Source organism: Marinifilum caeruleilacunae (assembly GCF_013141825.1).
Lineage (GTDB): Bacteria > Bacteroidota > Bacteroidia > Bacteroidales > Marinifilaceae > Marinifilum > Marinifilum caeruleilacunae.
On sequence record NZ_RZNH01000011.1, the window covers coordinates 24366 to 49607 of the forward strand.

The following is a 25242-nucleotide window of genomic DNA, read 5'->3' on the forward strand; positions in this document are numbered from 1 at the left end:
TTTATCAAAAAGTCGGAAAAAGTTTCCGACTTTTTGCGTTAAATACAATCAAAATTATTTAACTTCACAATATTATTGATAATTAAAGCATACTACTTTCAATTTACATAGATGTATAAAGAAAGCTCAGAACATCTTCGAATACGAATTAAAGAATTGGAGGCCGAATTAAAGAGTGTAAAACAATCATTTGGCGCCAAGTCTGGTTTGGTGAAGCATTTACTAAGAAATGCAAAAAGCCAGACTCAGGAATACCTATCTGTAATTGATACTAATTTTACTGTTGTAGAGGTAAACAGGAACCGATTGAATCAAATTGGTAAAAAGAGAAGCGAGATTATAGGAGAAAAATGTCATAAAGTATTTTATGATTTAGATGATGTTTGTGAAGAATGTGTTGTTAAGGAAGTTATTAAGGCTAAAAAATCGGATCGATTCCTAAAATCATTTGAATTTAACAATACAATTAAATTTGAGGAAAAAACCATTAGTCCGATTGTAAACGAAGAGGGACTTGTTGAAAGACTTGTAATTGAAAGTAAAGATATCACCGGGTATTATCAGCTGGTTGACAAGGTAGGACAGAGAGAAGAGTTCTTTAAAAATATATTTGAATCGGCAGGAGATGCATTCTTAATTCACGATTCAAAGGGTAATATCCTCGATTTTGGCTCAAAATTACCAGTTCTTCTAGGTTACAATGAGTTGGAATTTAGAAATTTATCGGTTCACGAGATTGATGATCCTGAAAAGTCGATGGAATTTAGCATCAGGCAACAGCAAATGAAAGATAAAGATCATCTTTTATTCGAAACCGAATTAATAAAAAAAACAGGCGAGAGAATACCGGTTGAAGTAAGTGCAACACTAATTCCATTGCACGGGCAAAGAATCTTCTTTGTCTCGATTCGTAACCTGGAGAAAAGAAAAAAGGCCGAAGAAAACCTAAAAGTAAGCGAGAAGCGATTTAGAACTTTGGTTGAAAATGCTCCTGATCTGATCATGCGATTCGACAAGGAATACAAACACTTGTTTGTGAACTCGGCAACCAAACCTTTGCTAAATATTGAACCAGAGGAATTTATAGGGAAAACCCACGAGGATCTTGGCTTTCCGGAACACATGTGTAAGTTTTGGGAAGAGGAGATGAACAAGGTTTTTGAAACTTCCGAATTAAGCGTTGTGGAATTCTCCTTTCATATCGATGGGGAAGAGAAGTATTTCGATTGGCAGCTTATTCCAGAGTTCGATGAAAATGGAAATACCGAAACCATAATGGCTGTTGCCAGGGATATTACAGCTCGTAAATTGAATGAAAAAGCCCTTGAAGAGGCCGTCAAAACCAAGGATAAATTCTTTTCAATCATTGCCCACGATTTAAAAAATCCGTTTAATGCAATGCTGCCAATCGTGCATATCTTAAAGGAGAATCATGCCGATATGCAGCGTGAACAGCTCACCGAAATGATTAATCTGATCGATTCTTCGGTGAAGCAGGAGTACAGTTTGTTAAAAAATTTATTGGAATGGGCGCGTGCCCAAACGGGAGGATTAAAACTTAAACCCGAAAAAATAAAAGTTCGCGAATTGGTCGATTCTAATCTCTTACTTCACAGGGCAAAAGCTGAAAGTAAAAGAATTGAAGTAAAAGTTCAGGAATCGACACAGATAGATGTGCTTGCAGACAAATACATGACCGAAACAGTGATCAGAAACCTGCTTTCGAATGCTTTGAAATTTACCAATATCGGAGGTATCATCAATGTAAACATTGCCGAGATGAATGGCGATATTTATTGTAGTATCCAGGATAATGGCATTGGAATCAGTATTGAAAATCAGGAAAAGTTATTCCGCATCGATACCAATTACAATCGACTGGGAACACAGGATGAAACCGGAACTGGCCTGGGTTTGATACTCTGCAAGGAATTTGTCGAAAAAAATGGCGGAACAATTGCCGTTGAAAGCGAAGTAGGAGTAGGGAGCAACTTTACCTTTAGCTTGCCAAAAGCTCCATAATTACTTCGTTCTCGAAATGGTATATTCTACCAATTCCTGTAAAGATTTATTGGTCTCAGATTCAGGGAATTCTGATAGAATTTCTAAAGATTTTTGTTTGTACTCAAGCATTTTATCGCGAGTGTAATCAATGCCACCTTTCTCTTTCACAAACTGAATCAGTTCATTTACCTTATCAGAATTTTTGTTGTGCTTTCTAATAATTTTTAAAGCCCATTTTCTCTCCTTTTCGGATACATTACGCAGTACATAAATCAGCGGAAGCGTTAGCTTTTTTTCTTTGATATCATTACCGGTAGGTTTGCCAATATTACCCTGCTTTTCGTAATCAAACAGGTCATCTTTCATTTGAAAAGCTACGCCAAGGTACTCTCCAAACTTTTTTAATTTTTCTTGTTGTTCCAGATTCGCACCAACCGATAAAGCACCCAGTTGAGTACAGGAAGCAATTAAACTCGCCGTTTTTTTATAGATAATATCAAAGTATACCTCTTCGGTAATATCAAGCTTACGCGATTTTTCTAGCTGTAGAAGCTCTCCTTCACTCATTTCTCTAACAGCATCTGAAACCACCTGTAGTTGCTCATACTCCTTATTTTCGAGTGCAACCAGCAACCCTTTCGACAAAAGAAAATCGCCAACCAAAACGGCTGCTTTCGACTTCCACAAAGCATTGATCGAAAAAAAGCCTCTTCTTTCGTAGGCTTCGTCAACAACATCGTCGTGTATTAAGGTGGCAGTATGCAATAATTGAGTTAAGGCAGCAGCAGTATAGGTCGATTCTTGAATTTCGCCCAGCAATTTGGCACTTAAAAAAGTAAGAATAGGCCTTACCTCTTTTCCTTTTCGCTTGATAATGTAATTATTAATAATGTCTAATAACCTTACCTTCGTCTTCATCGATTCCTTAAAGTAGGAATCAAACTGCTTCATTTCCTTCTCGATAGGAGATTTTATAATGCTAATACTGCTTCTTTTCAAACTCATAGAAACCAAAGTTAACAATTTAAACTACTCATGAAACTGTCTTTGTATCTAAAATTTTCGGATACGAATATCCCGTTTTTATTAAGACTACAAATAAATTATCTACAAAACGAGAAATTTAAATATTTCGATATGATTATAGCATTCATTCACGAATATATTTATATATTTGCATTTGATAATTTACGTGATAATCTTAGTGTATGAAAATTAAAGAATTAGAACCTGAAAAACTGGAACAGGCGGCCAATATGCTAAAGGCAATCGCCCATCCAATGAGAATTGCAATTTTAGGTTATCTGGAAGATGGCAAGAAGCTGACGGTGACTGAAATTCATGAATTATTAAAAATAGAACAATCTACAACTTCTCATCATTTGGGAATTTTAAAGGATAAAGGTGTTCTTTCATCAAAACGAGAAGGAAAAAACACTTATTATTTCCTAAAGCACTGTAGTTTGAGTAATATTGTTGATTGTATCAGCAATTGCACACATGGATAAGAAATAAAAACCGGCTCAAACCGGTTTTTTTATTATATAAACAATGACAAAGATTAGATTAACAAAAGAGTTCCATTTTGAGATGGCACACGCCCTGTGGAACTATGATGGATTGTGTAAAAACATTCATGGTCATTCTTACATTTTATTTGTAACCGTAATTGGGGAACCCATTAGCGACAAAACAAATCCAAAATTGGGAATGGTAATGGATTTTGGAGATTTGAAAGCGATTGTAGCAGAGGAGATTGTTGATCAACTGGATCATGCTTTGGTACTTAGTAAGGATACCCCAAATATCGATCAACTGAATATTCCACAAATGTTCGATCGTTTTTTTGTGATGGATTACCAGCCAACCTGCGAAAATATGATTGCCGATTTTGCAGAAAGAATTAAGAAAAGACTTCCAAAGGGAGTGGAACTTCATTCGTTAAAACTGCACGAAACCGCAACTTCTTTTGCAGAGTGGTATGCCTCAGACAATCAATAGTTAAAGAAGATATCATTTGAACCCGGAAATATATCCGGGTTTTTTTATGCTCAAAATTTAAGAATGAATTGATTCCTATCTCATATCTTGTATTTTTGTGTAACGGATAGCTTCACTATTCACATGTTAAACAAAAACAGTTCTTATCTTATGCACTCATCAGCAAGTAATTCCGGCAAAAAACTATTCTTATTAGATGCTTTTGCCTTGATATACCGATCATACTACGCATTTATTAAAAATCCAAGATTTACCTCTACAGGGATTAATTCTTCGGCCATGCTGGGCTTTACCAATACGCTTTTAGAGGTTCTCGAAAAGGAAAAACCTTCGCATATTGCGGTCGTATTCGATCCTGCCGGACCAACATTCCGACACGAGATGTTCAAGGAATACAAGGCACAACGTCCGCCAATGCCTGAAGATCTTCGCAAGTCTATTCCATACATCAAGCGTATTATACAGGGGTTTAATATTCCCGAGCTGGATGTGGAAGGATTCGAAGCCGACGATGTGATAGGAACCCTGGCAAAAAAGGCCGAAAAAGAGGGATTTACCACATACATGATGACGCCCGATAAGGATTACGCCCAATTGGTGAGCGAAAATATTTTCATGTACAAACCAAAACGATCGGGCAAAGAAGTTGAGGTATGGGGAATTCCTGAAGTGAAAGAAAACTTTGGTGTGGATCATCCCGATCAAATTATCGACTATCTGGGTTTAATGGGCGATTCGGCCGATAACATTCCAGGTTGTCCGGGTATTGGTCCAAAGACTGCACAGAAATTGATCGGATTGTATAAATCCATAGATGGTCTCTATGAGAATACCGATCAGTTAAAAGGAAAACAGAAAGAAAAAATTGTAGCCTCAGAAGAGCAGGTTCGTTTTTCGAGAGAGCTGGCAAAAATTGCATTGAATGCTCCAATAGATTTCGACGAAGAAAAATTTAAACTGATAGATTTCGATGAAGCTAACTTGAGAGCCGTTTTTAAGGAATTGGAATTTTTCACCCTTGCCGAACGTGTCTTCAAAAATCAGGGCGATCTTTTCACTGCTCAGACTGAAAAATCTACGGACAGTGATTCGACAGAAGAAAAAGAAGTGATTCTCAGAGACATAAACACTTTAAGTTCTAAGTTTTTTGTGCTTGATAATGAGGAGGTAAGGGCCGATTTGAAAGCAGAATTGTGTATTCAGAAAGAGTTTGCTTTTAGAACAATTTTATCCGATTCCGATCCAAACACCTCAAAATTAAGAGGAATGTGCTTCTCATTTCAGAGTGACAAGTCTTTTTTTGTTCCCTTTCCGGAAAATTTGGAAGAAGCCAAAAAAGTTGCCCAGGAATTCAAATACATTTTCGAAGATGAGAAAATTGTAAAAATAGGGCACGATTGTAAAAAAGACATTTTGGCACTTGCATGGTTGGGTTGTGAAGTGAAAGCTCCAATTTTTGATACCATGATTGCCCATTACCTGATTCAGCCGGAATTGAAACACGAATTTTCATTCGTTGCCCATTCTGTTTTGAATTACAATGTGATCCAGGAAGAGGAGAAGGGGAAAGGCAAAAAAGCTCAATTGAGTCTGATGTTGGAAGAAGAACCCGTAAAGCACGATCAGTATTGCGAAGAGGTTGTATTGGCTTTAGAGCTGAAATCGGAGCTTGAAAAGCAAATGGAGACCAATGGGCTGGCCAAGTTGTTTAATGAGGTGGAAATGCCTCTTATGAGCCTTCTGGCCGATATGGAATTCAATGGTGTATCATTAGATGTTCCAACCTTACATGATTACGCAAAAGTACTCAACGAAGAGGTGAATGGAATCGAGGCCGAAATTAAGGAAATGGCTGATGCAGAGTTCAATGTTGCTTCACCAAAACAGTTGGGTGAGATCCTGTTCGAGAAAATGGAACTGGACAGCAAGGCGAAGAAAACCAAATCGGGCCAATACTCAACTTCAGAGGCCGTATTAACAAAACTTAAGGGCAAACACGAAATCATTCAAAAGATTTTGGATTTCAGATCTTTGAAAAAGTTGATATCAACTTATGTAGAAGCTTTGCCAACCTATATCAATAAGGCATCAGGTAAAATTCATACCTCCTTTAATCAGGCGGAAGCCGCAACCGGACGATTGAGTTCTACAAATCCAAACTTACAGAACATCCCAATTCGAACAGAGCAGGGAAGATACATTCGTAAAGCATTTATTCCTTCGACAGAAGAGCATGTTTTCCTTTCTGCCGATTACTCGCAGGTTGAGTTGCGATTAATGGCACACATGAGTAAGGATCAGAACATGATTGATGCCTTTAATCACGCAGCCGATTTCCACCAGGCAACGGCCGCAAAAATATACAAATTGCCAATCGAAGAGGTGAGTAAGGATATGAGATCTCGTGCAAAAACTGCAAACTTTGGGATCATTTATGGTATTTCAGCCTGGGGATTGGCCGAACGTCTTGACATTTCGAGAAAAGAAGGAAAAGAGCTAAAAGATGGATATTTTGAGTCTTATCCTGAAGTAAAAACTTTTATGGATGCCAGCATTGAGAAAGCACGTGAGGACGAGTTTGTCGAAACACTAATGGGGCGACGCAGGTATTTGAAAGATATCAACTCGAGCAATGCCATTGTACGCGGTGTAGCAGAAAGAAATGCCATTAATGCACCAATTCAGGGCTCGGCTGCCGATGTTATTAAAATTGCCATGATCAACATCGACAAGCGCATGAAAAAGGAGGGAATGAAATCGAAAATGATCATTCAGGTGCATGATGAATTGAACTTCGATTGTCTGAAATCGGAACTGGAGCAGATGAAAGTCATTCTTCGCGAAGAGATGGAAAATGCAGTACAACTTTCCGTACCACTTACCGTGGATATGGGAGTAGGAGAGAACTGGTTGGAAGCACATTAATCTTAGATCATGTTTGATAGAATCGAGAAGGTGCAAAAGTCAGATTATCAGGAAATTGCAAGGCTTTGGGAAGCATCGGTTCGTGCAACACATCATTTTCTGAAAGAGGAAGATATCGCCTACTTTAAACCCTTAATTCTGAATGTATATTTGGATGCGGTCGAATTGCGATGCCTAAAAAATGAAAGCAAGGAAATTATTGGTTTTCTGGGTGTGGCTGAGCAAAATCTGGAAATGTTGTTCATTCATCCCGATGCCAGGGGAAAAGGAGTGGGAAAGGAGCTTTTGCACTATTCCATTAAAAATTTGGATGTACGTAAAGTAGATGTAAATGAGGACAATGAACAAGCCATAGGTTTTTACGAAAAATTTGGTTTTGAAACCTACAAAAGATCTGAACTTGATGCTTCTGGAAAACCATATCCCATCTTGCATATGAAATTGAAATAAATAGCAATCATACACAGAAAAAGCTCATTCTTCCATCGAAAGAATGAGCTTTTTTTAGTATCAATTATCGCCATGTAACTGATTGATTAAAAAATTAAATTTGATCTAAGAGGTCCCAATATCTAATACTGAAACCCTATATCTATTCTCTTAATCTATTTTTGACTACTGGCAAAGGCTTATGATAGAATGTATAGCTGCCAATTGCATATGAACAGTAAAGTATTCTTAAAAATCGCGTACCTTAGAATGTAAAAATACCGCCCATGAACAAAGACTTTCAAATCATAAACCTTACACCCGAAAATATAGCTGAATATGGTGTTTGCGGATACAAGGATGTAAAAAAGCACAAAGAATTAAGAAATAAAATTGATTGGTTTAAAGAGTATTACCCCAAAGGATTGAGAATTAAAGCATTGATATTGGAAGATGGCTCGTACCAGGGAATGTTGGAATATATTCCGGGAGAATTTGCTCACAGACCAGTAAATGCAAAAAACTACCAATTTATTCACTGTGTTTTTGTAGGATTTAAAAAGGAATTCAAACAAAAAGGATATGCTTCAGCCTTACTAAAAGAATGTATCGAGGAAGCAAAAGCGAGCAGCATGAAAGGAGTTGCAGTTGTGAGCAGAAAAGGCTCTTTTATGTGCGATAATAAAATATTCCTGAAACATGGGTTTGAAGTAGTAGATAAGGCTATGCCTGATTTTCAGCTTTTGGCTCTTCGTTTTAACGAAAGATCAAGCCTCCCAAGCTTTAAAAATCATATTTCCGATCTCGCACCAATAAAAGAAGAAGGTTTAATTATTATGCGATCAGTGCAATGTCCTTATACCGAAAAAAATGTGAATGCAATTCTAAAAACTGCCAAACAAAAGTATAATTTATCAGCTCAGCTGATCGATTTAAAAGATTCTGTAGCAGTTCAGAAATCACCTTGTGCTTTTGGATCATTTTGCATTCTCTATAATGGTGAAATAATCACTCATCATCCAATCAGTAACAAACGATTCGAAAATATTATGAACAAAATTATCAATTAAATTGAAACTTATGAAAGCGATTGTAATAGTATTGTGTTTAGTAACACTTGGAGTTTCGGGCTATGCCCAAAAAGTTGATTTATTGGCCTCTGATACTCAAATGGAAGAAGTAAATGCAAATTACAAAAAGTCCGATTACAAAGGAATTAAATCATTACGAGTTGAACCTTCGGCTGCAAAAACCGAAGCAAGGTTTATTGCACTGAAATCAGTTGATTTTAAAGATGGCATTATTGAAGTGGATGTAGTTGGCAAGCGTGCTGAAAGTGCTGGAGCCATGGCCAGAGGTTTTGTTGGTGTGGCATTTCATGTGAACGAGGACAACTCAAAATTTGAATGTTTTTACATTCGTCCAACCAATGGGAGAGCCAAGGATCAAATGCGTCGTAATCATTCGGTACAATACATTAGTTACCCCGATTACCCTTGGCATAAATTAAGAAAAGAAACGCCCGGAAAGTATGAAACTTATGCCGATTTGCAGGAAGGAGTTTGGACTAAATTAAAAATTAAGGTTAAGGGCAGTAAAGCAGTTTTGTATGTAAATGGGGTAGAGCAAGCTACTTTAATTGTTAATGACCTAAAACATGGAGAAAAGGCTGGTAAAATTGGCTTGTGGGTAGGACCAGGAACGGAGGCTTACTTTGCGAATTTAAAACTTACGAATCAATAATTTGTGAATGCCATTCTCAGGCAGAATAATTTCAAATTCTACCAAAGAAAAAGCTCATTCTTCCATCGAAAGAATGAGCTTTTTTAATATCAATTATAAGCTATGAGCTTACTTATTTATTGCATGTAATCCTATGCTGCCGTCTAAAATACCAGCATATTCGTTATTGCTTTCAAGAACTTCGATGGCACGAAGCAAAGTTTTATCTTCGCGCAAGCCAAATTCAATACCCCCTTTTTGGTAATGATATCTTTTCACGATTTCGTGAGCCAGGAGCTCTTTTAATTCATCTTTGAATCTCTCGATATCTCGATCTAAATTAGGAGCTAATTTCGCCTCTAAGGCGGCAAATTCATCGGTAGAGATGCTAAAGTTCTTCTCTTCTTTTGCTGATTTTTTCAACGCCTTAATAATCTCAGTGCTTTCCGATTTGTAGGTAAAATCCTCTTTCGATTTCACATAGGCAACAAATTCTTTAAACAACTCATCGCTCACTTCAAACTCTTTTGCTGAAGCAATGCTTTCGTTAGTATTTGCATAAAGGGTTGCAAAATCGAAGAACATGAAATTGCGGATCAGGTTTACACTTAAAACGCTATAGGTTTCAGGTTTAATTTTAATATCAGGAAGAATTCCACCGCCATCGTACACCAAACGACCATTTTTAGTCTGATATTCAGTAATTAATGAGTCAGCAATTTTACCAACGCTGCCGTCATCATTTCTGTTGCTGTAATCCAATGCCTGAATGCATCGTCCACTTGGAATGTAATATTTGGCCGTAGTTACCTTTAATTTGGTGTTGTAGGTAAGGTTTCTTGTCGTTTGAACCAATCCTTTACCAAAAGTTCTGTTTCCAAGCACAACGCCTCTGTCAAGGTCTTGAATGGCGCCCGAAACAATTTCCGAAGCCGAAGCCGAACCTCTGTTCACCAATACGGCAATTGGAATTTCAGCATCAACAGGCGACTTGGTAGCTTTGTAACTTTTGTCCCATTTCGAAACTTTTCCTTTGGTACTCACAATTTCTTCACCTTTATCTACAAAAAGGTTGGTAATGTCGATAGCCTGATCCAGTAAACCACCCGGATTTCCTCTTAAATCCAGCACAATAGACTTGGCATTTTGTTCTTTTAATGCTTTCAATGCTTCTTTTACTTCTCCTGCCGATTTGTTGGTGAACTGATTCAAGTGAATGTATCCAATAGAGTCGGTTACCATTCCGTAGTAAGGAACCGATTTCAGCTGAATTTTCTCACGAACCAGCTTTTTCTCCATTGTTTTTTTCACACCCGGTCGTTTAATTTTGATGGTAAGCGGAACATTTGGCTGCCCTTTCAGAAGGTTACTAACATCGTCAGTACTTTTGCCTTTTGTCGATGTACCGTTGATTTCCAACATTACATCTCCAGCTCTTAAACCGGCTTTATAAGCAGGAAAACCTTCGTAAGGCTCTGCAATTATAACTTCATCCTTGCGTTTGCTGATAAGAGCTCCAATTCCGGCATACTCACCGGTGGTCATCAATTTAAAGTCTTCAATTTCCGATTCTGAAATGTAGGTTGTGTAAGGATCAAGAGTTTTTAGCATCGCATCCATACTCTTTTTCACCAAATCACCCGGATCGATTTCGTCTACATAAAACAAGTTCAGCTCTCTGAACATGGTGTAGTAAATATTCAGGTTTTTACTAATTTCAAAATTTCTCTCGTCCCTGCTGAACCCGAAGAATGCGGCACTACAAAACAGTAGAATCGCCAACATCCATATGGCTCCTCTTTTTCCTTGAAGCTTCATATATTTCTTTTTTAATTGATATTTTTAATTAACCCTTGCGGAGATATTCCAATCACAAACGAATCGCTTTGTCGTTTAAATTTTATTAGTAGGTAATAACAAATATAAGTAATCCCTTTGGAAATATAGTGCCTTTAACATTTGTTAACCCTATTGCCTTGAATTACAATGATTGTGCCACTACGATTTCTTACATCAATACGCTCTATACTTAAAAATGTTCAGAAAGAAGAATGTGAAATGCAATTATGGCACCGGATCGTGACCATGACCACCCCAGGGATGACAAGAAAAAATTCGCTTGATGGCAAGATAAGAGCCTTTAAATGGTCCGTGTTTTTTTAAAGCTTGAATGGCATAGGAAGAACAGGTAGGAGTGTACCTGCAAGCAGAGGGTGTAAGGGGAGAAATAAAATACTGATAAAACTTAATTGGCAGAATCATGATGAACAGAGCCGCCTGTTTCAGTAGGTTTAGAATGTTTTTCATATTCTCTTGGAATGCGTTCGATCGCTCTTTTTAGTTGCTCTTCCATTTCTTTGCTTTCCAGTATTTTTTTAGGAAGATAAACAATCATAAAGGCAAGCTGAACATTTTTTTTCTCTAATTCTTCGTATAGCTTGTGCTTATTTAAACGGTAAATTTCCCGAATTCGTCGCTTTAAAAGATTCCTTTTTACCGCGTGTTTAAAATTTCGTTTCGATACAGTTATGGCAACCTGTGCCGGGTAATCTGAGTGAAGCTCGGCAGCTTTCCAAACCACTCGAAACGGATAACAGGTAAATCCGTTTCCTTCGGAAAATAGTTTGCCAATAAGAATCTTATGGGTAAGTCTTTCAGCTTTTTCAAAAGTAAAACGTGTTTTACGTGTCATTCTGTTTGGGATTATACTACAAAAATCGACAAAAAAAGGGGAAATCAAATTCCCCTTCCTCATTTTTTATGTTCTTACAGACTACTTGTCTTTATTGTCTTTGTTAAATTTCTTGATGAATTGATCCAAAGCCATGGTCATTGAAGGAGCCTGAGGCATTGGAGCTTGAATATCAAGTCTCAATTTAGCATCGTTCACTGCTTTTGATGTAGCAGGACCAAATGCTGCAATAATTGTATTGTTCTGTTCAAAATCTGGGAAGTTTTGTAACAATGAAGCAATACCTGAAGGGCTATAGAAAGCCAAAATATCGTAGTTTACATCTGCCAAATCAGACAAATCGCTACTTACCGTACGATACAAAATTGCTTTCGTATACTTGATTTTGCTTTTATCAAGTAGAGCAGGGATTGACTGCTTATGAATATCTGAAAGTGGAATCAGGAATTTTTCTGATTTGTGCTTTACGATGATATCCATTAATTCTTCGAAACGCTTTTCACCAAAAAAGATCTTACGTTTTCTGTAAACAATGTACTTTTGAAGATAGAATGCAGTCGACTCAGAAATACAAAAATACTTCATGTCATCAGGAACAGTAATTCTTAATTCCTCACAAACTCTGAAGAAGTGATCGATGGCTGTACGACTAGTGAAAATAACAGCTGTATGATCCAGAATATTGATTCTTTCCTGTCTAAATTCCTTGGTTGAAACACCTTCTACTTGAATAAAAGGGCGAAAATCAATCTTTAAATTGTATTTTTCAGCCAAATCAAAATAAGGGGACTTTTCAGTTTGGGGCTTAGGTTGTGATACCAGTATAGTCTTGATTCTCAAAACACTAGAGTTTAGTTCAACAATTCATTACACCGCCTTATACCAATGATATTAACAGTTTGTAAATCACAAGTAAGGGCAAAATTTCCAAGGCACAAAGGTACAAAATCATATAAAATATTGAAACATGTTTGCGAAATAATATTTTAATCCCTCGAAAGAGGCGCAATAAATAAAATATTATGCCAAGAACTAAACCCGTGTTTAGCAGGAAATATGCGGCATATTCGGCAATGAAAGGAACACTTAATGTAACTGGTAAAAGAAAAATTCCAAGGTTCTTGTTGTAGATGAAAACAGTATGCAAATACTCTTTTCCTTCTTTTACTCCATCAAAAATATAGGCAATGGTTCTAAGTACGATAAATTTTCCCAGGTAAATTAAGAGTAATCCTGCCAGGGCGATTAAAAAGCTTAGAATACTGGTTTCAACACCGGTATCGGAATAGATAAATTTGTAGTAAAGAACTGCAAAAAAGGAAATGTTGATAAAAAACAGACCGTTTAGAAAAATACTTCCTCGAAGGTTTCTCATGTTTTTTTCCAAAAACAGATTGTTGGAAACCTGGTAATTTAAAATTGAATCGATCAATCTTTGCAGGTATTTGCTGAAAGAAAATCGAATTACTGCCATCAAAATCACGATAAACAAGCTAACGCCTACCATCCAATCGCTCTGGCTTCTTGCAATTAATTTTCCTTCATTGCTCAGAGGTCTTGGTACAATGCTGTCTGCAGATTGTAAAACAGTAGTATCAGCAGCAATAGAATCCTGTAATACGAATTGACCTGAGTTTACTGTATCAAGTAATACAGTATCAGATACTTGATTGTTTGCAGTCAGGAGTAGGGGTCGACTGACCTTTTTTTCTGCATTTCTTTTTAGGTATACCTTAGATATGGAACGAATAGCACCGCTTTGGTCAACTGTAATTTTCCCATTATTTAAGCTTTTGAACTTAAAATTAATTTGTAGAGGAGAAATCTGAAATGCCGTTGTATCAACGGAAGAGATTGATGAGTTGATGAAAGCCATTATAATTCGTGTACCATTACCACTAGTACAAAGATAATTTTATTTTTTGGAGCGCTTACAAGATGCATAAGAAAGCCCGTAAAATTATTACGGGCTCTTTTTATTTTTTATTTGCAAAGTCTTATAAATCCTCGTATCCAATTAAACGCTTCTTTCGAAGTGTTTCTTTTTCAGTAGCATTCAGTTTTGTATCACTTCTCAGAACCTCTTTTTCCCATGATCCATACATTGGGTTAGGAAGAACGATAAATTTTCCCCCGAACTCATCCTTCATTGCATCTACTTTAGCGAAGCCATAGTTTTCCGATCTGTCTTCAAGAATTTCATCGAAATCGCCAATATTATCACCTGCTAGAATTAGAATTTCATGTGTTTCACTCACTTTATTTCTTCTCTCGGTTTTAATGCTTGTATTGCTTTTAAGTAGGATATGGTCTTTATCGGCGAAAGGAAAGCCAAGTTCCTTCAGGTTTTGTAAAGTTTTTTTTGTGGCCGAAGTATCACGATTCGAAATGTAAAAAGTTTCGACTCCTTTCGATTCGGCATATTTTAAAAATTCCAACGAACCGGGAGTTGCCTGTGCTTTTGCCATATCGGTCCACTCTTTCCATGCTTTGGGTGTAAATGTTTTTCCTGTTCTGATGGAATTTGTTTCGAACGGACTGTTATCCAATACCGTTTCATCAATATCAACCACAACAGCTTTTGCCTTGCTGCCCGAGTAGCTTTCCAATTGCTTGTCTAAGGATAATTTGGCAGCATTAAATGCCTGGTAGTATAAAGCTCTGCATTCAGAAGCTCTTTGGTACCAAAGGGTAGCCATAACCAGGTGTTCATTCGGATTTGTTACTTCCTTTTTGGTTTGTGTGCTGTTTTGACAGGATATCAAGCTAGATAGAATCACTAGCGAAAAAAAGATTTTTCTCATCTGATTTTGTGTTATAATTTTACTTCTTCACCCTGGAAGGAGTGAATTTGAAATATCCGGAAAGGAAAAATAAATGGTTACAAGCGCTATTTACAATTGTTTTTCAGGATTTTTTTTGGATAAAAAACCTAAGGATAAACTCTAAATAGATTCTTAAATTCGAAGATAATAAAAAATAGCTGTAACATTTCGAATATGTTGTGCGTCCTAGAAATGAAACTGGCCTAAATGAACACTGTAGAGTACAATACAAGCGTAGACAAGTATGCCGATGGCATGTTTCGCTTTATCCTCAAAAACATTAAAGATGAGGATAAAGCGCGAGATATTGTACAAGATAGTTTCGAGAAATTGTGGAGAAATATCGACAATGTAAATTATCAGAAAGTAAAGTCGTATTTGTTCACAACTGCTTATCATACCATGATTGATTTGATAAGAAGAGAGAAAAGAAAAGAAGATTTTGAGAATGTTAATGTAAAAGAATATTCACATTCCGAACAGTACAGCGATTTAAAAGAGGTATTGAATATTGCCCTCGAAAAACTGTCTGATATACAACGTTCGGTTATACTACTTCGCGATTACGAAGGTTATTCTTATGCAGAAATTGCCAAGATTACAGATTTAACTGAATCGCAGGTGAAAGTATACATTTACAGGGCAAGAAAAAATCTTAAAAATTTTATAGGAAGTATAGAAACATTGGTGTAGCTAGATTGAAGATGAGAATAATAGACAGATACAATTACGAAGAATTCTTTCTTGATTATTTGGAAGGGAACCTAAGTGATTCAGAAGTAAAAAACCTGGAGCGCTTCCTTTCTGATCATCCTGATTTAAAGGAGGAATTGGACGAAATGCGTCTGGTTGTAGTAGAGGAGGAGGCGATTGAATTCGATAAATCTGCATTGAAACAAATTCCTTTCGAAAATGATTTTGATGAGTTTTGTGTGGCCAAATTAGAGGGCGACCTTGAAAAAGAAGAAGAGCTGGCCTTTAGCAATTATTTAAACAGCAATTTAATTGAAAAAGCACAATACCAGCTATACGAAAAAACAAAGCTTAGCGCCGATTTGGAGATTCTTTATCCCGATAAGGAGGAGCTGAGAAGAAAAGACCGTAAGATCATTCCATACTGGTTGCTTTCGGGAGTTGGAATCGCAGCTTCAGTTCTGGTTTTATTTACGGTGTGGAACACATCAATTTCCGATAAAGATGCAGAACAATTATCAGGCAATAAAGTGGCCTATATCGATACGGTAAAAAAGATCGAAATAAAGCCATCGGATGAGGCGAAAAGATTGGAAGAACTGGTGAAAAATACCGGAACAAAACCTGCAGAGGCAAACAGCACAAATTTGGACAAGGCTGAACCTGAAACTGCAGCTGTTAAAACCCCGGTAAAAGTGGTTCAAGCAGAAAATCCAATTGTAGCTGAAAAGCCTGCAGAACAAATTGCAGAAAACTCTAAATCAGAGCCAGAAAAAATTAGTCTTCCGGAAGTGACCCAAACTACAGCACTTGAAATATTGGCCAATGCTGAAATTGCAGAACACCAGATTGAAAGTTCGGAACAGGAAGAAGAAATGGCTGAAGTTGTTGCCAGCAACAGTGGATTAAACAATTTGGGCATGTCTTGGAAATCGAGTGTAAAGGAAAAAAAGAAAAACAATTCATTACTATATGCAGTGGCTAAAGCAGGAGTTGATAAACTTGGAGCCATTGCCGGAAAGAAAGTTCAATTAGAAAAACAATACGATTCGGAGACAGAAAAAACGCGCGTTAACTTCAATACCAAAGGGATAGGCTTTTCTACATCAATAAAATAAATTTTTGCTGTAACAAATAAGCCACTGAATCGTCATACCCATAGAATTACCTAAAAACATTGTTATGAAGAAATTACTTTTACTGTATTTTGCACTGGCTATAGGTTTCGGTGCATACGCTCAGAATACGATCGATACTTTAAAAACAGATACTCTTAAGAAGAAAAAAGTTTTGATTAAGGACAGTTGGTCGGATAAAAAAGAAAAAGAGAAGGTTAAAACCAAAGATACACACACGTGGCAAAGAACTGTAAGTAAGGATACGATGAAAGTTCAGTTCATGAACAAAGATGTTGTAAAAGCCGTTGAGGTTGATGGAGGCGCAAAAATAAAGGTGGGTAAAATTGGAAAATTTGCTTACCAGGAAGATCGAGATACGACCAAAATTAGAATCGGCGGCAAGCAGATTAACATTATTGATGGTTGGCACGGAACCAGGGTAAAAATCGAAAGAGTTCACCCTTGGGATCCCGATCAGGATAAATTCTTTATGGAAAAAGAGCCTGATTTTAGAGGACACTGGGCCGGTTTCGAAATGGGTGTAAACGGTTTTTCAAATGAGGATTATTCCATGTATACTTACGATTTTATGGAACTGGATATGGCCAAATCAATCGCTGTAAACCTGAATTTCCTTCAGTACGATATCAGTTTACAAAAAGAAAGAAATACCATTGGTTTGGTAACGGGTTTGGGATTGGAATGGAACAACTATCGTTTCGATAATGATATTACCCTGCAAAAAGTGAATGGAGTAATTCAACCATTGGATCTGGATCCAAACTGGAGAGTGAAAAAAACAAAACTGACAACTCTTTACCTTACCGTTCCTTTGTTAATGGAGTTTCAGATTCCTGTGAAGTACAAGAGAAGAAGAGTGCACATGTCGGCCGGTGTAATTGGAGGTTTGCGCCTGGGTTCACATACCAAAATTAAGCACAGTGGCGATAAGGTAAAAGATCATGATGACTTTAAACTAAAGACTTTACGTTATGCTGCCCATGCAAGAATTGGTTATCGTTCCTTAAACTTTTTTGCCACTTATGGCCTTACAGAACTGTTTGAAAGTAACAAAGGACCAGATTTAACACCATTTACAGTTGGGATCACATTGATTAGTTTTTAAAACTTAATTGAAGATATGATTAAACAGCCAGATTTTTAGGAATCTGGCTGTTTTTATATTGTTTCGATTCCATTTTGACCAATATTGATTTTTTTAGCATAAAATAGTATATTTGATGCATGAAAAAATTCCCCCTTACTATATTACTATCACTTTGTTTCATCTTTTCGGGCTTTGCAAACCTCGAAACTCAAATGAGTCTGGATAGTTTGCAAAAGCGATACGGAGCAACCGCCGGTCAAGAAAAGTTGGAAACCCTCTTAATGCTTAGTAAAACCTATTGGAATATCGATCCTGCCCAGGGAATCGACCTGGCAAAACATGCACTAGGAGTGGCTCAAACTCTCGAAAACGAAGAGAACATGTTAAAAGCAATGTACTATTTAGGGATTGCTTACCATATCGATAACCAATTGGATAACTCCTTGGACTATTTGTTGCAGGCACATCATTATGCTCAAACTCACGATTTTTTAAAAGAGTTGGCCGATATTTCGGTTGAGCTTGCAACGGTTTATAACGAGACAAATCGTTTAAACAAATCCTATTCACACACCATACAGGCTTCGGGCATTTATGAAGAGTTAAAAGATGTTGAAGGAATTGCAAACTGTCAGAATTTACTAGGGCTTTATTACAAGGCAATTAAAGAATACAATCAGGCTGGAATCCACTTCGAGAATGCGTTGAAAGCAGCGAAGCAACTCGAGAAAAAATCCTTAATCAATTCAGTATTGAATGATTTGGGTTCCATGTATGCCGAAATTGGAGATACCGAAAAGGCCATTGCTACCTACCAGGAAGCTCCTTTTCACAAATCGCGGGAAGCAAACTACAAAAGTGGATCGTTTGAGCTGCAATTGGCAAACTTATACATACAGGAAGGGGAGTTGTCGAGTGCAAAAAAACATCTCGATAACGGTAATTCTATAGCCTTACAACTAAAATCAAAAAGGTTGTACAGGGACTACTACCGTACATTGGCCGATTACCAGTTAAAAAAAGGAAACCAGACCGAATCGGTTCTTGCTTTTCAAAAACTATTGCAATACCAGGATTCTATTGCCGACGAAAAGTTGAGCAATAAGATAGAGGAGTTGGATTCTCGCCATGCTATGAGCATAAAAAACCAGGAAAACCAGGTGTTAAGAGATGAAAACCAGGAACAACAATTGAAAATTACCCGTCAGTATATAGTGGGACTTTTGATTTTAATGGTGTTTATCCTGGCCATTTTTATCCTGATTATCAGGTATAGAAATAATTTGAAAGACAATGAATTGCTTCACCTTAAAAACAGTTTGGTTCATCAGCACCAGGAGGAGTTGATTGAGGCCATGAAGCGAATTAAAATCAGTGAAGATAAACTTCGCGTGGCCAACGATACCAAAGATAAAATGTTCTCGCTAATTGCCCACGATTTACGCGGCGCAATAGGGAATATCAGCAACGGTTTAAGAATGTACCTTGGTGAAGAAGATTTAAACCTAACAGATCAGGACAAAGAGGAGTTCTTGCAGGCCTTGTTCCATTCATCGGATAATGCCTATGAGCTTTTGGAAAACCTTCTTTTCTGGGCCAAAAATCAAACTTCAACCCTTTCGGCAAACAAACAGATGGTTGATGCTTGCTCCATTATCAATTCCAATATCGGATTACTGAGCGATTTGGCTAAGATCAAATCCATTAACCTGTTTACCTCAGAAAACCCAAGTATAGAGGTTTTTGTGGATTGGAACATGATTAATACAGTGTTGCGAAACCTGATTTCCAATGCGATTAAATTCACCAATAAAGGCGGAAATGTAGAGATCAAATCTGAAATAGGTCAGTACTTTATAAAAATATCGGTAATTGATGATGGTATTGGGATGTTGCCAGACCAGATCGATAATATTTACGATGGCAAAACAACCGATGGAACAGCTGCCGAAAAAGGAACTGGTTTGGGACTTACCTTGTGCCGCGATTTCCTGATTAAAAATCATGGTAAAATGATTGTAAGCAGTGTAATAGATAAAGGAAGTACATTCGCATTTATTATTCCAAGGCGACCAATGAACCAGGAAAAATATTTGGAATTAGTCGAAAAAGAACCACTTCTTTTCTTGATTAATAATTAAATTTAGAGCTGAAATACACATAGCTTAAACTAAATTTAGATACTAATGAGATTATTACTGATCAGTAATTCAACAAATCCTGGTGAAGAATACCTGGATTATCCAAAGCACAATATCAAAGAGTTTTTAGGAGAAAAACCAGTAAAAGCATTGTTTATTCCTTATGCTGGGGTAACTGTTTCTTTCGATGATTATGAAGCAAAAGTAAAGGAAAGATTCAACGAAGTAGGACACGATGTGGTTTCTATTCATCGTTTCGAAAATCCAGTTAAGGCAGTTGAAGAAGCCGAAGCAATTGTTGTTGGTGGCGGTAGCACCTGGAACCTGCTTCATTTAATTCACAAATACAACCTTACCGAGCCAATTCGCAATAAGGTGATTAACGAGAAAGCGCCATATATTGGTTGGAGTGCAGGATCAAATTTAACTTGTCCTACCATTAAAACCACCAATGATATGCCTATAATCGATCCAATGGGATTCGATGCATTAAACCTGATTCCTTTCCAGATTAATCCTCATTACCTTGATAAAAATCCGGAAGGACATGGGGGAGAAACCCGCGAAGATCGTATCAATGAATTCATGGTCTTGAACCCTGATGTGTATATTGCAGGATTGCGCGAAGCAACCATGTTCCTGGTTGAGGACAACAAGATAAAACTGATAGGTGACAGACAATGCCGTATTTTTAAGAATGGTATTGAAACCTATGAGTTAAGTGCTAATGACGATTTTAACTTCTTATTGAAGTAAAAAAATAAACAGTTTACAAGAAGCGGGTGGTTCAAAATCATCCGCTTTTTTTATAGCCTAAACCCTGAAGATTCCCGAATTTCGGATCACAAACTGCGCTAAATGGAAAATCACAATATTTTATTTCTACCTTTGTGGCCGAAATAAAAGCAAAACTTACAAAAACTCATGGACTTACTCTCTTCGGCTTATTTTGTTCTTTTCCTGATTGTTGCAATCGGATTTATTGTTGGTAACATCAAAATCAAAGGCATTTCTTTAGATGTATCGGCAGTTATTTTCGTAGCCCTGGTGTTTGGCCATTATGGGGTAAGCATTCCTGCAGATATTCAAAAAATTGGTTTAACGCTCTTCATTTTTACCATAGGAATTCAGGCCGGACCAGGTTTTTTCGAATCCTTTAAGAAAAATGGGAGGGAGCTTATTGTTTTGGCCTTTATTTTGGTAGGTAGCGCCTCTGTTTTAACCATTACTTTGGCACTGATTTTTAAGGTTGATACCGCTATTGCCATTGGTTTGCTTACCGGATCTTTAACCAGTACACCAGGTCTGGCAGCAGCCATTGAATCAACTCAATCGCCAATGGCCTCAATTGGTTATGGTATCGCTTATCCTTTTGGTGTAATTGGTGTCATCCTTTTTGTAAGGATGTATCCAAAGATTTTTAAAGTTGATATCAATCAGGAAGCGAAAAAACTGGAAGATGAGGCTCAGCAAAATTTCCCCGAGCTATTCAATAAGAATTTTCTGGTGGAAAATGAGAATATTATCGGCAGAAGCATTAAAGAATTAAAGATTAGATCCTTCACCCAAGCCAATATTTCCCGAATTATGCACAGGGGAGAAACCATTGTTCCATCGCCTGAAACCATACTCGAAAAAGGAGATATCGTAAAATTAATTGGAACCGAACAAGCTTTGGAACGAGCCAAAATGCTGATTGGGGAAGAGACCGAAGAGAAGATTCCTTTGAGTCGCGATTATGTAGTAGAATCGGTTCTCGTGACCAACAAACAGGTGGTAAATAAAACCATTGGACAATTGAATGTATTGGCCAATTACAATGCCAGAATCACACGAATCAGAAGGGCGGGAATTGATATGGTGGCCAGCTCGAAATCTGAAATCCGCTTTGGCGATAAATTGGTGGTAGCTTGCGGAACGGGTAACATCAAAAATGTGCGCCACCTGTTTGGAAACGACAGCAAGAAACTATCCGATACCGACTTTTTCCCAATTGCAACAGGAATTGTGTTGGGGGTATTGGTAGGGAAACTCAAAATTTCCTTTTCAGATGATTTTACCTTTAGCCTTGGCCTAACTGGTGGTGTGTTAATGGTTGCCCTGATTTTAAGTAGAATTGGTAAAACAGGACCCATTTTATGGACCATGTCTGGATCATCGAATCAATTGCTGCGCCAGTTGGGATTACTGATGTTTTTGGCCGTGGTTGGAACCAGTGCAGGTGCTCATTTGGTGCAGACATTCCAGGAATCAGGCTTGACCTTATTTGCTATAGGTGTTGGAATTACGCTGTTTCCTATGGTTATCACCACCATAATTGGTCATTTTGTTTTAAAAATGAACATTCTAAACTTGCTGGGTGCCTTAACCGGAAGTATGACCAGTACGCCAGGTTTGGCAGCTGTCGATGGCATGTCTGATTCCAGTGCCCAATCCATTGCCTATGCAACTGTATATCCCATTGCAATGGTATTTTTAATTGTTTGTGTTCAGATTTTAAGTTTGATATAAAAAAATCCGTCAGTAAATGACGGATTTCCTATATTTTAAAAGTCTACTTCAACAACAATTGGACAGTGGTCGGAGTGAACAACATTGGCAAGAATTGAGGCTCCTTTTAGCTTCTCCTGCAAGCTTTCACTAATCATGTGATAATCGATTCTCCATCCCAGGTTTTTGCCCCTGGAGCCAGCTCTGTAACTCCACCAACTGTATTTGTCGGGCGATTGATCGAAAACACGGAAGGTATCGATAAAACCACTATCGATAAAATTGCCAATCCACTCTCTCTCTTCCGGTAAGAAACCCGAAACACCTTTTTTCTTTTCTGGTTTACTGATATCAATTTCTTTGTGGCAAATGTTATAATCACCGCCAATAATTAGGTTTGGACGTTCCTTTTTCAACTCATTGATATAGTCCTGAAAATAAGCCAACCATTCCATTTTATAATCCTGTCTTGGACCTCCGGCCGTTCCGGATGGATGATAGGTGCTAAAAACCGAAATGTCTCCAAAATCGGCTCTTATTGCTCTACCTTCAATATCGTATTTTTCGTTGTTTACCCCAGTAACAATAGCATCTGGTTTTTCTTTGCTTAAAATGCCAACACCGCTATAGCCTTTCTTTTCGGCCGAGAACCAATAGCAGTGATATCCCAATTCCTCGAACAAGTGACTTTCGATCTGCTCAGGCTGGGCTTTGGTTTCCTGAATCAAAAGAATATCAGGATTTTCCTCTTTTAACCAACCAATAAGGTCTTTTCCCAATGCGGCACGTATGCCATTTACATTGTAGCTAATTATTTTTTTCATATTGATATCGTGAGTTTGTGTATTTGTAAGAGTGTAATTTCGAATTGTAATTTTAGGATTTTAGACAATTGTGGCAAAACGATCATATTTCCTTAAAACGGATTTTGCAATGATGAATTACAAATCTACAAAATTACAAATACACAAATTTACAAAATAACACTTTCTCAAAATGTGCTCTTTTACTTAAAATCAACTATTTTTGTACAAAAACACAGATACATTGAAAGAAGGACTGGTAATAAAATCGACAGGAAGTTGGTATACTGTTAAGACCAACGACGGAGAAGTGCACAATTGCCGTATTAAAGGGCGATTTAGGATGGAGGGAATCAGAACCACCAATCCAATTGCAGTGGGCGATAGAGTAGATTTCGAAGAGGATAAAGAATCGAAAGTGGTTGTGAATATTCACGATCGTAAGAATTACATCATCAGAAAATCTTCTAATCTTTCCAAGCACAGCCAGATCATTGCTTCCAATGTAGACCATGCTTATTTAATTGTAACGGTAAATTATCCGCTTACCACCACCACTTTTATCGATAGATTTTTAGCAGCAGCCGAAGCCTATCGAATTCCGGTAAGCTTAATTTTTAATAAGATTGACCGATATCGTCCCAATGATATGGACCGATTGAATGAACTCAAAGGCATTTACGAAAAGATTGGTTACAAATGCTATGAGATATCAGCCAAAAATGGAACTCACTTGGATATCATAAAAGATGCTTTGAAAGATCATATCAATCTTCTTTCGGGGCATTCTGGTGTGGGAAAATCAACACTGATTAATGCAATTCAGCCAGGTTTGGACCTAAAAACCGGGGAAATTTCTGAGGCACACTCGCAAGGAAAGCACACCACCACTTTTTCGGAAATGTTCGAGCTCGATTTTGGAGGTTACATTATCGATACGCCGGGAATTAGAGGCTTTGGAACCATCGATATGGAAAAAGAGGAAATGTCGCACTTTTTCCCTGAAATTTTTGAAACATCCCAAAACTGCCAGTTCAACAACTGCAGTCACATCCATGAGCCAAAATGCGCAGTAAAAGCTGCGGTAGAAGCTGGTGAAATTAGCATTACCCGTTACGAAAGTTACCTGGGCATGATCATGGAAGATGAGGATAGTAAATACAGAATTTAAGTAATTTACTTTTAAGAAAAGAATAGCATTCAGCACGTATCGATTACGTGCTTTTTTCATAAGGCAATCGCCGATAAGAACCACAAAAATGGCAAAAGTACTGAAGCCGGAAGAATTCCTTAAGTTGGGAAAAACACTTCCAATGATAGATGTAAGAACACCTGCAGAGTTTGAGGAAGGACACATTCCAGGCGCACTAAATATTCCAATTTTTACAAATGCCGAAAGGGTTTTGGTGGGAACCAAGTACAAACGTGCCAGTAAAGATTCAGCAGTGCTTTTGGGACTGGAATTGGTGGGCCCAAAGCTGGCAAAGTTTGTAAGGATGGCGAAGAAATTTGCACCACAGAAGGAGATTATGGTGCATTGCTGGCGTGGAGGAATGCGCAGTGGCAGTATGGCCTGGTTATTCGAAACAGCAGGTTTTAAAGTGCATTTGCTAGAAGGTGGATACAAAGCCTATAGAAGATACATTCGTCAGCAATTCACCGAAAGGTCGGAATTGGTTGTACTTGGTGGGATGACCGGAAGTGGAAAAACCGAGGTGCTGCACGAGATGAAGAAGCAAGGTGCACAAATCCTCGATTTGGAAGGTATTGCCCATCATAAAGGATCTGTATTTGGTTCATTGGGACAAACCGATCAGCCTAATAATGAGAATTTTGAAAATCTTCTGGCTAAGGTGTGGCTGGATTTGGATCCGAATCGTCCAATTTGGGTCGAAGATGAAAGCAAATCAATCGGTTCGGTATGGATCAATGATGCTTTGTATCATCGCATGCGCCAAACTGATGTCATCAAAATACTACTTCCAAAATCCGAAAGGATAAAAAGATTGGTACAGGAATATGCCTGTTTTGACGCTGATGTTTTGGCCCACATGATCTCGAAAATAGGGAAGAGATTGGGCGGTTTAAATGTAAAATTAGCTTCTGAAAGCCTTGAGAAGGGTGATTATGCAACGGTAGCCGATATTACTTTGAATTATTACGATAAGGCCTATAAACACGGATTATCGAAGCGAGAAGGTCAAACCATCCATATTTTAGAATTGGAAAAAGACAATCCGACAGAAAATGCCAGAAAGGTACTTGCCTACTACAATTCGTTAAAAAAATAG

General features: G+C 37.6%; 23 protein-coding genes. 15 read left to right on the forward strand and 8 right to left on the reverse strand.

Annotated elements, in window-relative coordinates:
* Positions 1-111: 111 nt before the first annotated feature.
* On the forward strand, positions 112-2022 hold the full coding sequence (locus ELS83_RS08425) for a PAS domain-containing protein (protein WP_171595106.1): 1911 nt from the start codon (positions 112-114) through the stop codon (positions 2020-2022).
* Here the strand turns inward: ELS83_RS08425 and ELS83_RS08430 are convergent, their stop codons facing one another.
* The gene (locus ELS83_RS08430) at positions 2023-3009 is read right to left on the reverse strand and encodes a polyprenyl synthetase family protein (protein WP_171595107.1); all 987 of its coding nucleotides are present in this window, start codon (positions 3007-3009) and stop codon (positions 2023-2025) included.
* Between the two features lie 203 nt (positions 3010-3212).
* Between ELS83_RS08430 and ELS83_RS08435 the strand changes: the two genes are divergently transcribed.
* The 6 genes from ELS83_RS08435 (at position 3213) to ELS83_RS08460 (ending at position 9102) form a co-directional block, all read left to right on the forward strand.
* Positions 3213-3512, forward strand: coding sequence for an ArsR/SmtB family transcription factor (locus ELS83_RS08435; RefSeq protein ID WP_120238039.1), 300 nt, complete (start codon positions 3213-3215; stop codon positions 3510-3512).
* A gap of 43 nt (positions 3513-3555) precedes the next feature.
* A complete protein-coding gene (locus ELS83_RS08440) occupies positions 3556-4005 on the forward strand; it encodes a 6-pyruvoyl trahydropterin synthase family protein (protein WP_171595108.1) in 450 nt (149 codons plus the stop codon).
* A 150-nt stretch (positions 4006-4155) separates the two neighbouring features.
* Entirely contained in the window at positions 4156-6930 is a 2775-nt protein-coding gene (gene polA, locus ELS83_RS08445; RefSeq protein WP_171595109.1) for a DNA polymerase I, read from the forward strand.
* Positions 6931-6939: 9 nt separating this feature from the next.
* Positions 6940-7380, forward strand: coding sequence for a GNAT family N-acetyltransferase (locus ELS83_RS08450; RefSeq protein WP_171595110.1), 441 nt, complete (start codon positions 6940-6942; stop codon positions 7378-7380).
* Between the two features lie 266 nt (positions 7381-7646).
* Positions 7647-8429, forward strand: coding sequence for a GNAT family N-acetyltransferase (locus ELS83_RS08455; RefSeq protein WP_171595111.1), 783 nt, complete (start codon positions 7647-7649; stop codon positions 8427-8429).
* Positions 8430-8439: 10 nt separating this feature from the next.
* A complete protein-coding gene (locus ELS83_RS08460; RefSeq protein ID WP_171595112.1) occupies positions 8440-9102 on the forward strand; it encodes a 3-keto-alpha-glucoside-1,2-lyase-like domain-containing protein in 663 nt (220 codons plus the stop codon).
* Between the two features lie 108 nt (positions 9103-9210).
* Here the strand turns inward: ELS83_RS08460 and ELS83_RS08465 are convergent, their stop codons facing one another.
* The 6 genes from ELS83_RS08465 to ELS83_RS08490 form a co-directional block, all read right to left on the reverse strand.
* The gene (locus ELS83_RS08465) at positions 9211-10899 is read right to left on the reverse strand and encodes a S41 family peptidase (RefSeq protein ID WP_171595113.1); all 1689 of its coding nucleotides are present in this window, start codon (positions 10897-10899) and stop codon (positions 9211-9213) included.
* Between the two features lie 246 nt (positions 10900-11145).
* Positions 11146-11388 (reverse strand): membrane protein insertion efficiency factor YidD, encoded by a 243-nt coding sequence (gene yidD / locus ELS83_RS08470; RefSeq protein WP_171595114.1) that lies wholly within the window; start codon positions 11386-11388, stop codon positions 11146-11148.
* Positions 11327-11773: a ribonuclease P protein component gene (gene rnpA / locus ELS83_RS08475; RefSeq protein ID WP_171595115.1), complete on the reverse strand. Its 447-nt coding sequence runs from the start codon at positions 11771-11773 to the stop codon at positions 11327-11329. Before rnpA ends, yidD begins: the two co-directional genes overlap by 62 nt.
* 81 nt (positions 11774-11854) lie before the next feature.
* Positions 11855-12613, reverse strand: coding sequence for a uroporphyrinogen-III synthase (locus ELS83_RS08480; protein WP_171595116.1), 759 nt, complete (start codon positions 12611-12613; stop codon positions 11855-11857).
* 37 nt (positions 12614-12650) lie between these two features.
* Positions 12651-13649, reverse strand: a complete 999-nt coding sequence (locus ELS83_RS08485; RefSeq protein ID WP_171595117.1) for a DUF4271 domain-containing protein — start codon at positions 13647-13649, stop codon at positions 12651-12653.
* Between the two features lie 121 nt (positions 13650-13770).
* Entirely contained in the window at positions 13771-14577 is an 807-nt protein-coding gene (locus tag ELS83_RS08490; protein ID WP_171595118.1) for a 5'-nucleotidase, lipoprotein e(P4) family, read from the reverse strand.
* A gap of 228 nt (positions 14578-14805) precedes the next feature.
* Between ELS83_RS08490 and ELS83_RS08495 the strand changes: the two genes are divergently transcribed.
* The 6 genes from ELS83_RS08495 to ELS83_RS08520 all read left to right on the forward strand — a co-directional run bounded on the left by ELS83_RS08495 (position 14806) and on the right by ELS83_RS08520 (position 22169).
* Positions 14806-15291, forward strand: a complete 486-nt coding sequence (locus ELS83_RS08495) for an RNA polymerase sigma factor (protein ID WP_171595119.1) — start codon at positions 14806-14808, stop codon at positions 15289-15291.
* An 11-nt stretch (positions 15292-15302) separates the two neighbouring features.
* On the forward strand, positions 15303-16409 hold the full coding sequence (locus ELS83_RS08500; RefSeq protein ID WP_171595120.1) for an anti-sigma factor: 1107 nt from the start codon (positions 15303-15305) through the stop codon (positions 16407-16409).
* Between the two features lie 64 nt (positions 16410-16473).
* Positions 16474-17535 (forward strand): outer membrane beta-barrel protein, encoded by a 1062-nt coding sequence (locus tag ELS83_RS08505; protein ID WP_171595121.1) that lies wholly within the window; start codon positions 16474-16476, stop codon positions 17533-17535.
* A gap of 119 nt (positions 17536-17654) precedes the next feature.
* Positions 17655-19658 (forward strand): tetratricopeptide repeat-containing sensor histidine kinase, encoded by a 2004-nt coding sequence (locus ELS83_RS08510; RefSeq protein ID WP_171595122.1) that lies wholly within the window; start codon positions 17655-17657, stop codon positions 19656-19658.
* A gap of 45 nt (positions 19659-19703) precedes the next feature.
* Positions 19704-20414, forward strand: coding sequence for a dipeptidase PepE (gene pepE, locus ELS83_RS08515; RefSeq protein WP_171595123.1), 711 nt, complete (start codon positions 19704-19706; stop codon positions 20412-20414).
* A 168-nt stretch (positions 20415-20582) separates the two neighbouring features.
* Positions 20583-22169, forward strand: coding sequence for an aspartate:alanine exchanger family transporter (locus ELS83_RS08520; protein WP_171595124.1), 1587 nt, complete (start codon positions 20583-20585; stop codon positions 22167-22169).
* Between the two features lie 35 nt (positions 22170-22204).
* On the opposite strand, the gene ELS83_RS08525 is transcribed toward ELS83_RS08520, so the two are convergent.
* Positions 22205-22972, reverse strand: coding sequence for an exodeoxyribonuclease III (locus ELS83_RS08525; RefSeq protein ID WP_171595125.1), 768 nt, complete (start codon positions 22970-22972; stop codon positions 22205-22207).
* A gap of 202 nt (positions 22973-23174) precedes the next feature.
* Here ELS83_RS08525 and rsgA point away from each other — a divergent pair, with 202 nt between their 5' ends.
* Both rsgA and mnmH read left to right on the forward strand, forming a co-directional pair.
* On the forward strand, positions 23175-24122 hold the full coding sequence (gene rsgA, locus ELS83_RS08530) for a ribosome small subunit-dependent GTPase A (RefSeq protein WP_249414427.1): 948 nt from the start codon (positions 23175-23177) through the stop codon (positions 24120-24122).
* An 88-nt stretch (positions 24123-24210) separates the two neighbouring features.
* A complete protein-coding gene (mnmH, locus tag ELS83_RS08535; protein WP_171595126.1) occupies positions 24211-25242 on the forward strand; it encodes a tRNA 2-selenouridine(34) synthase MnmH in 1032 nt (343 codons plus the stop codon).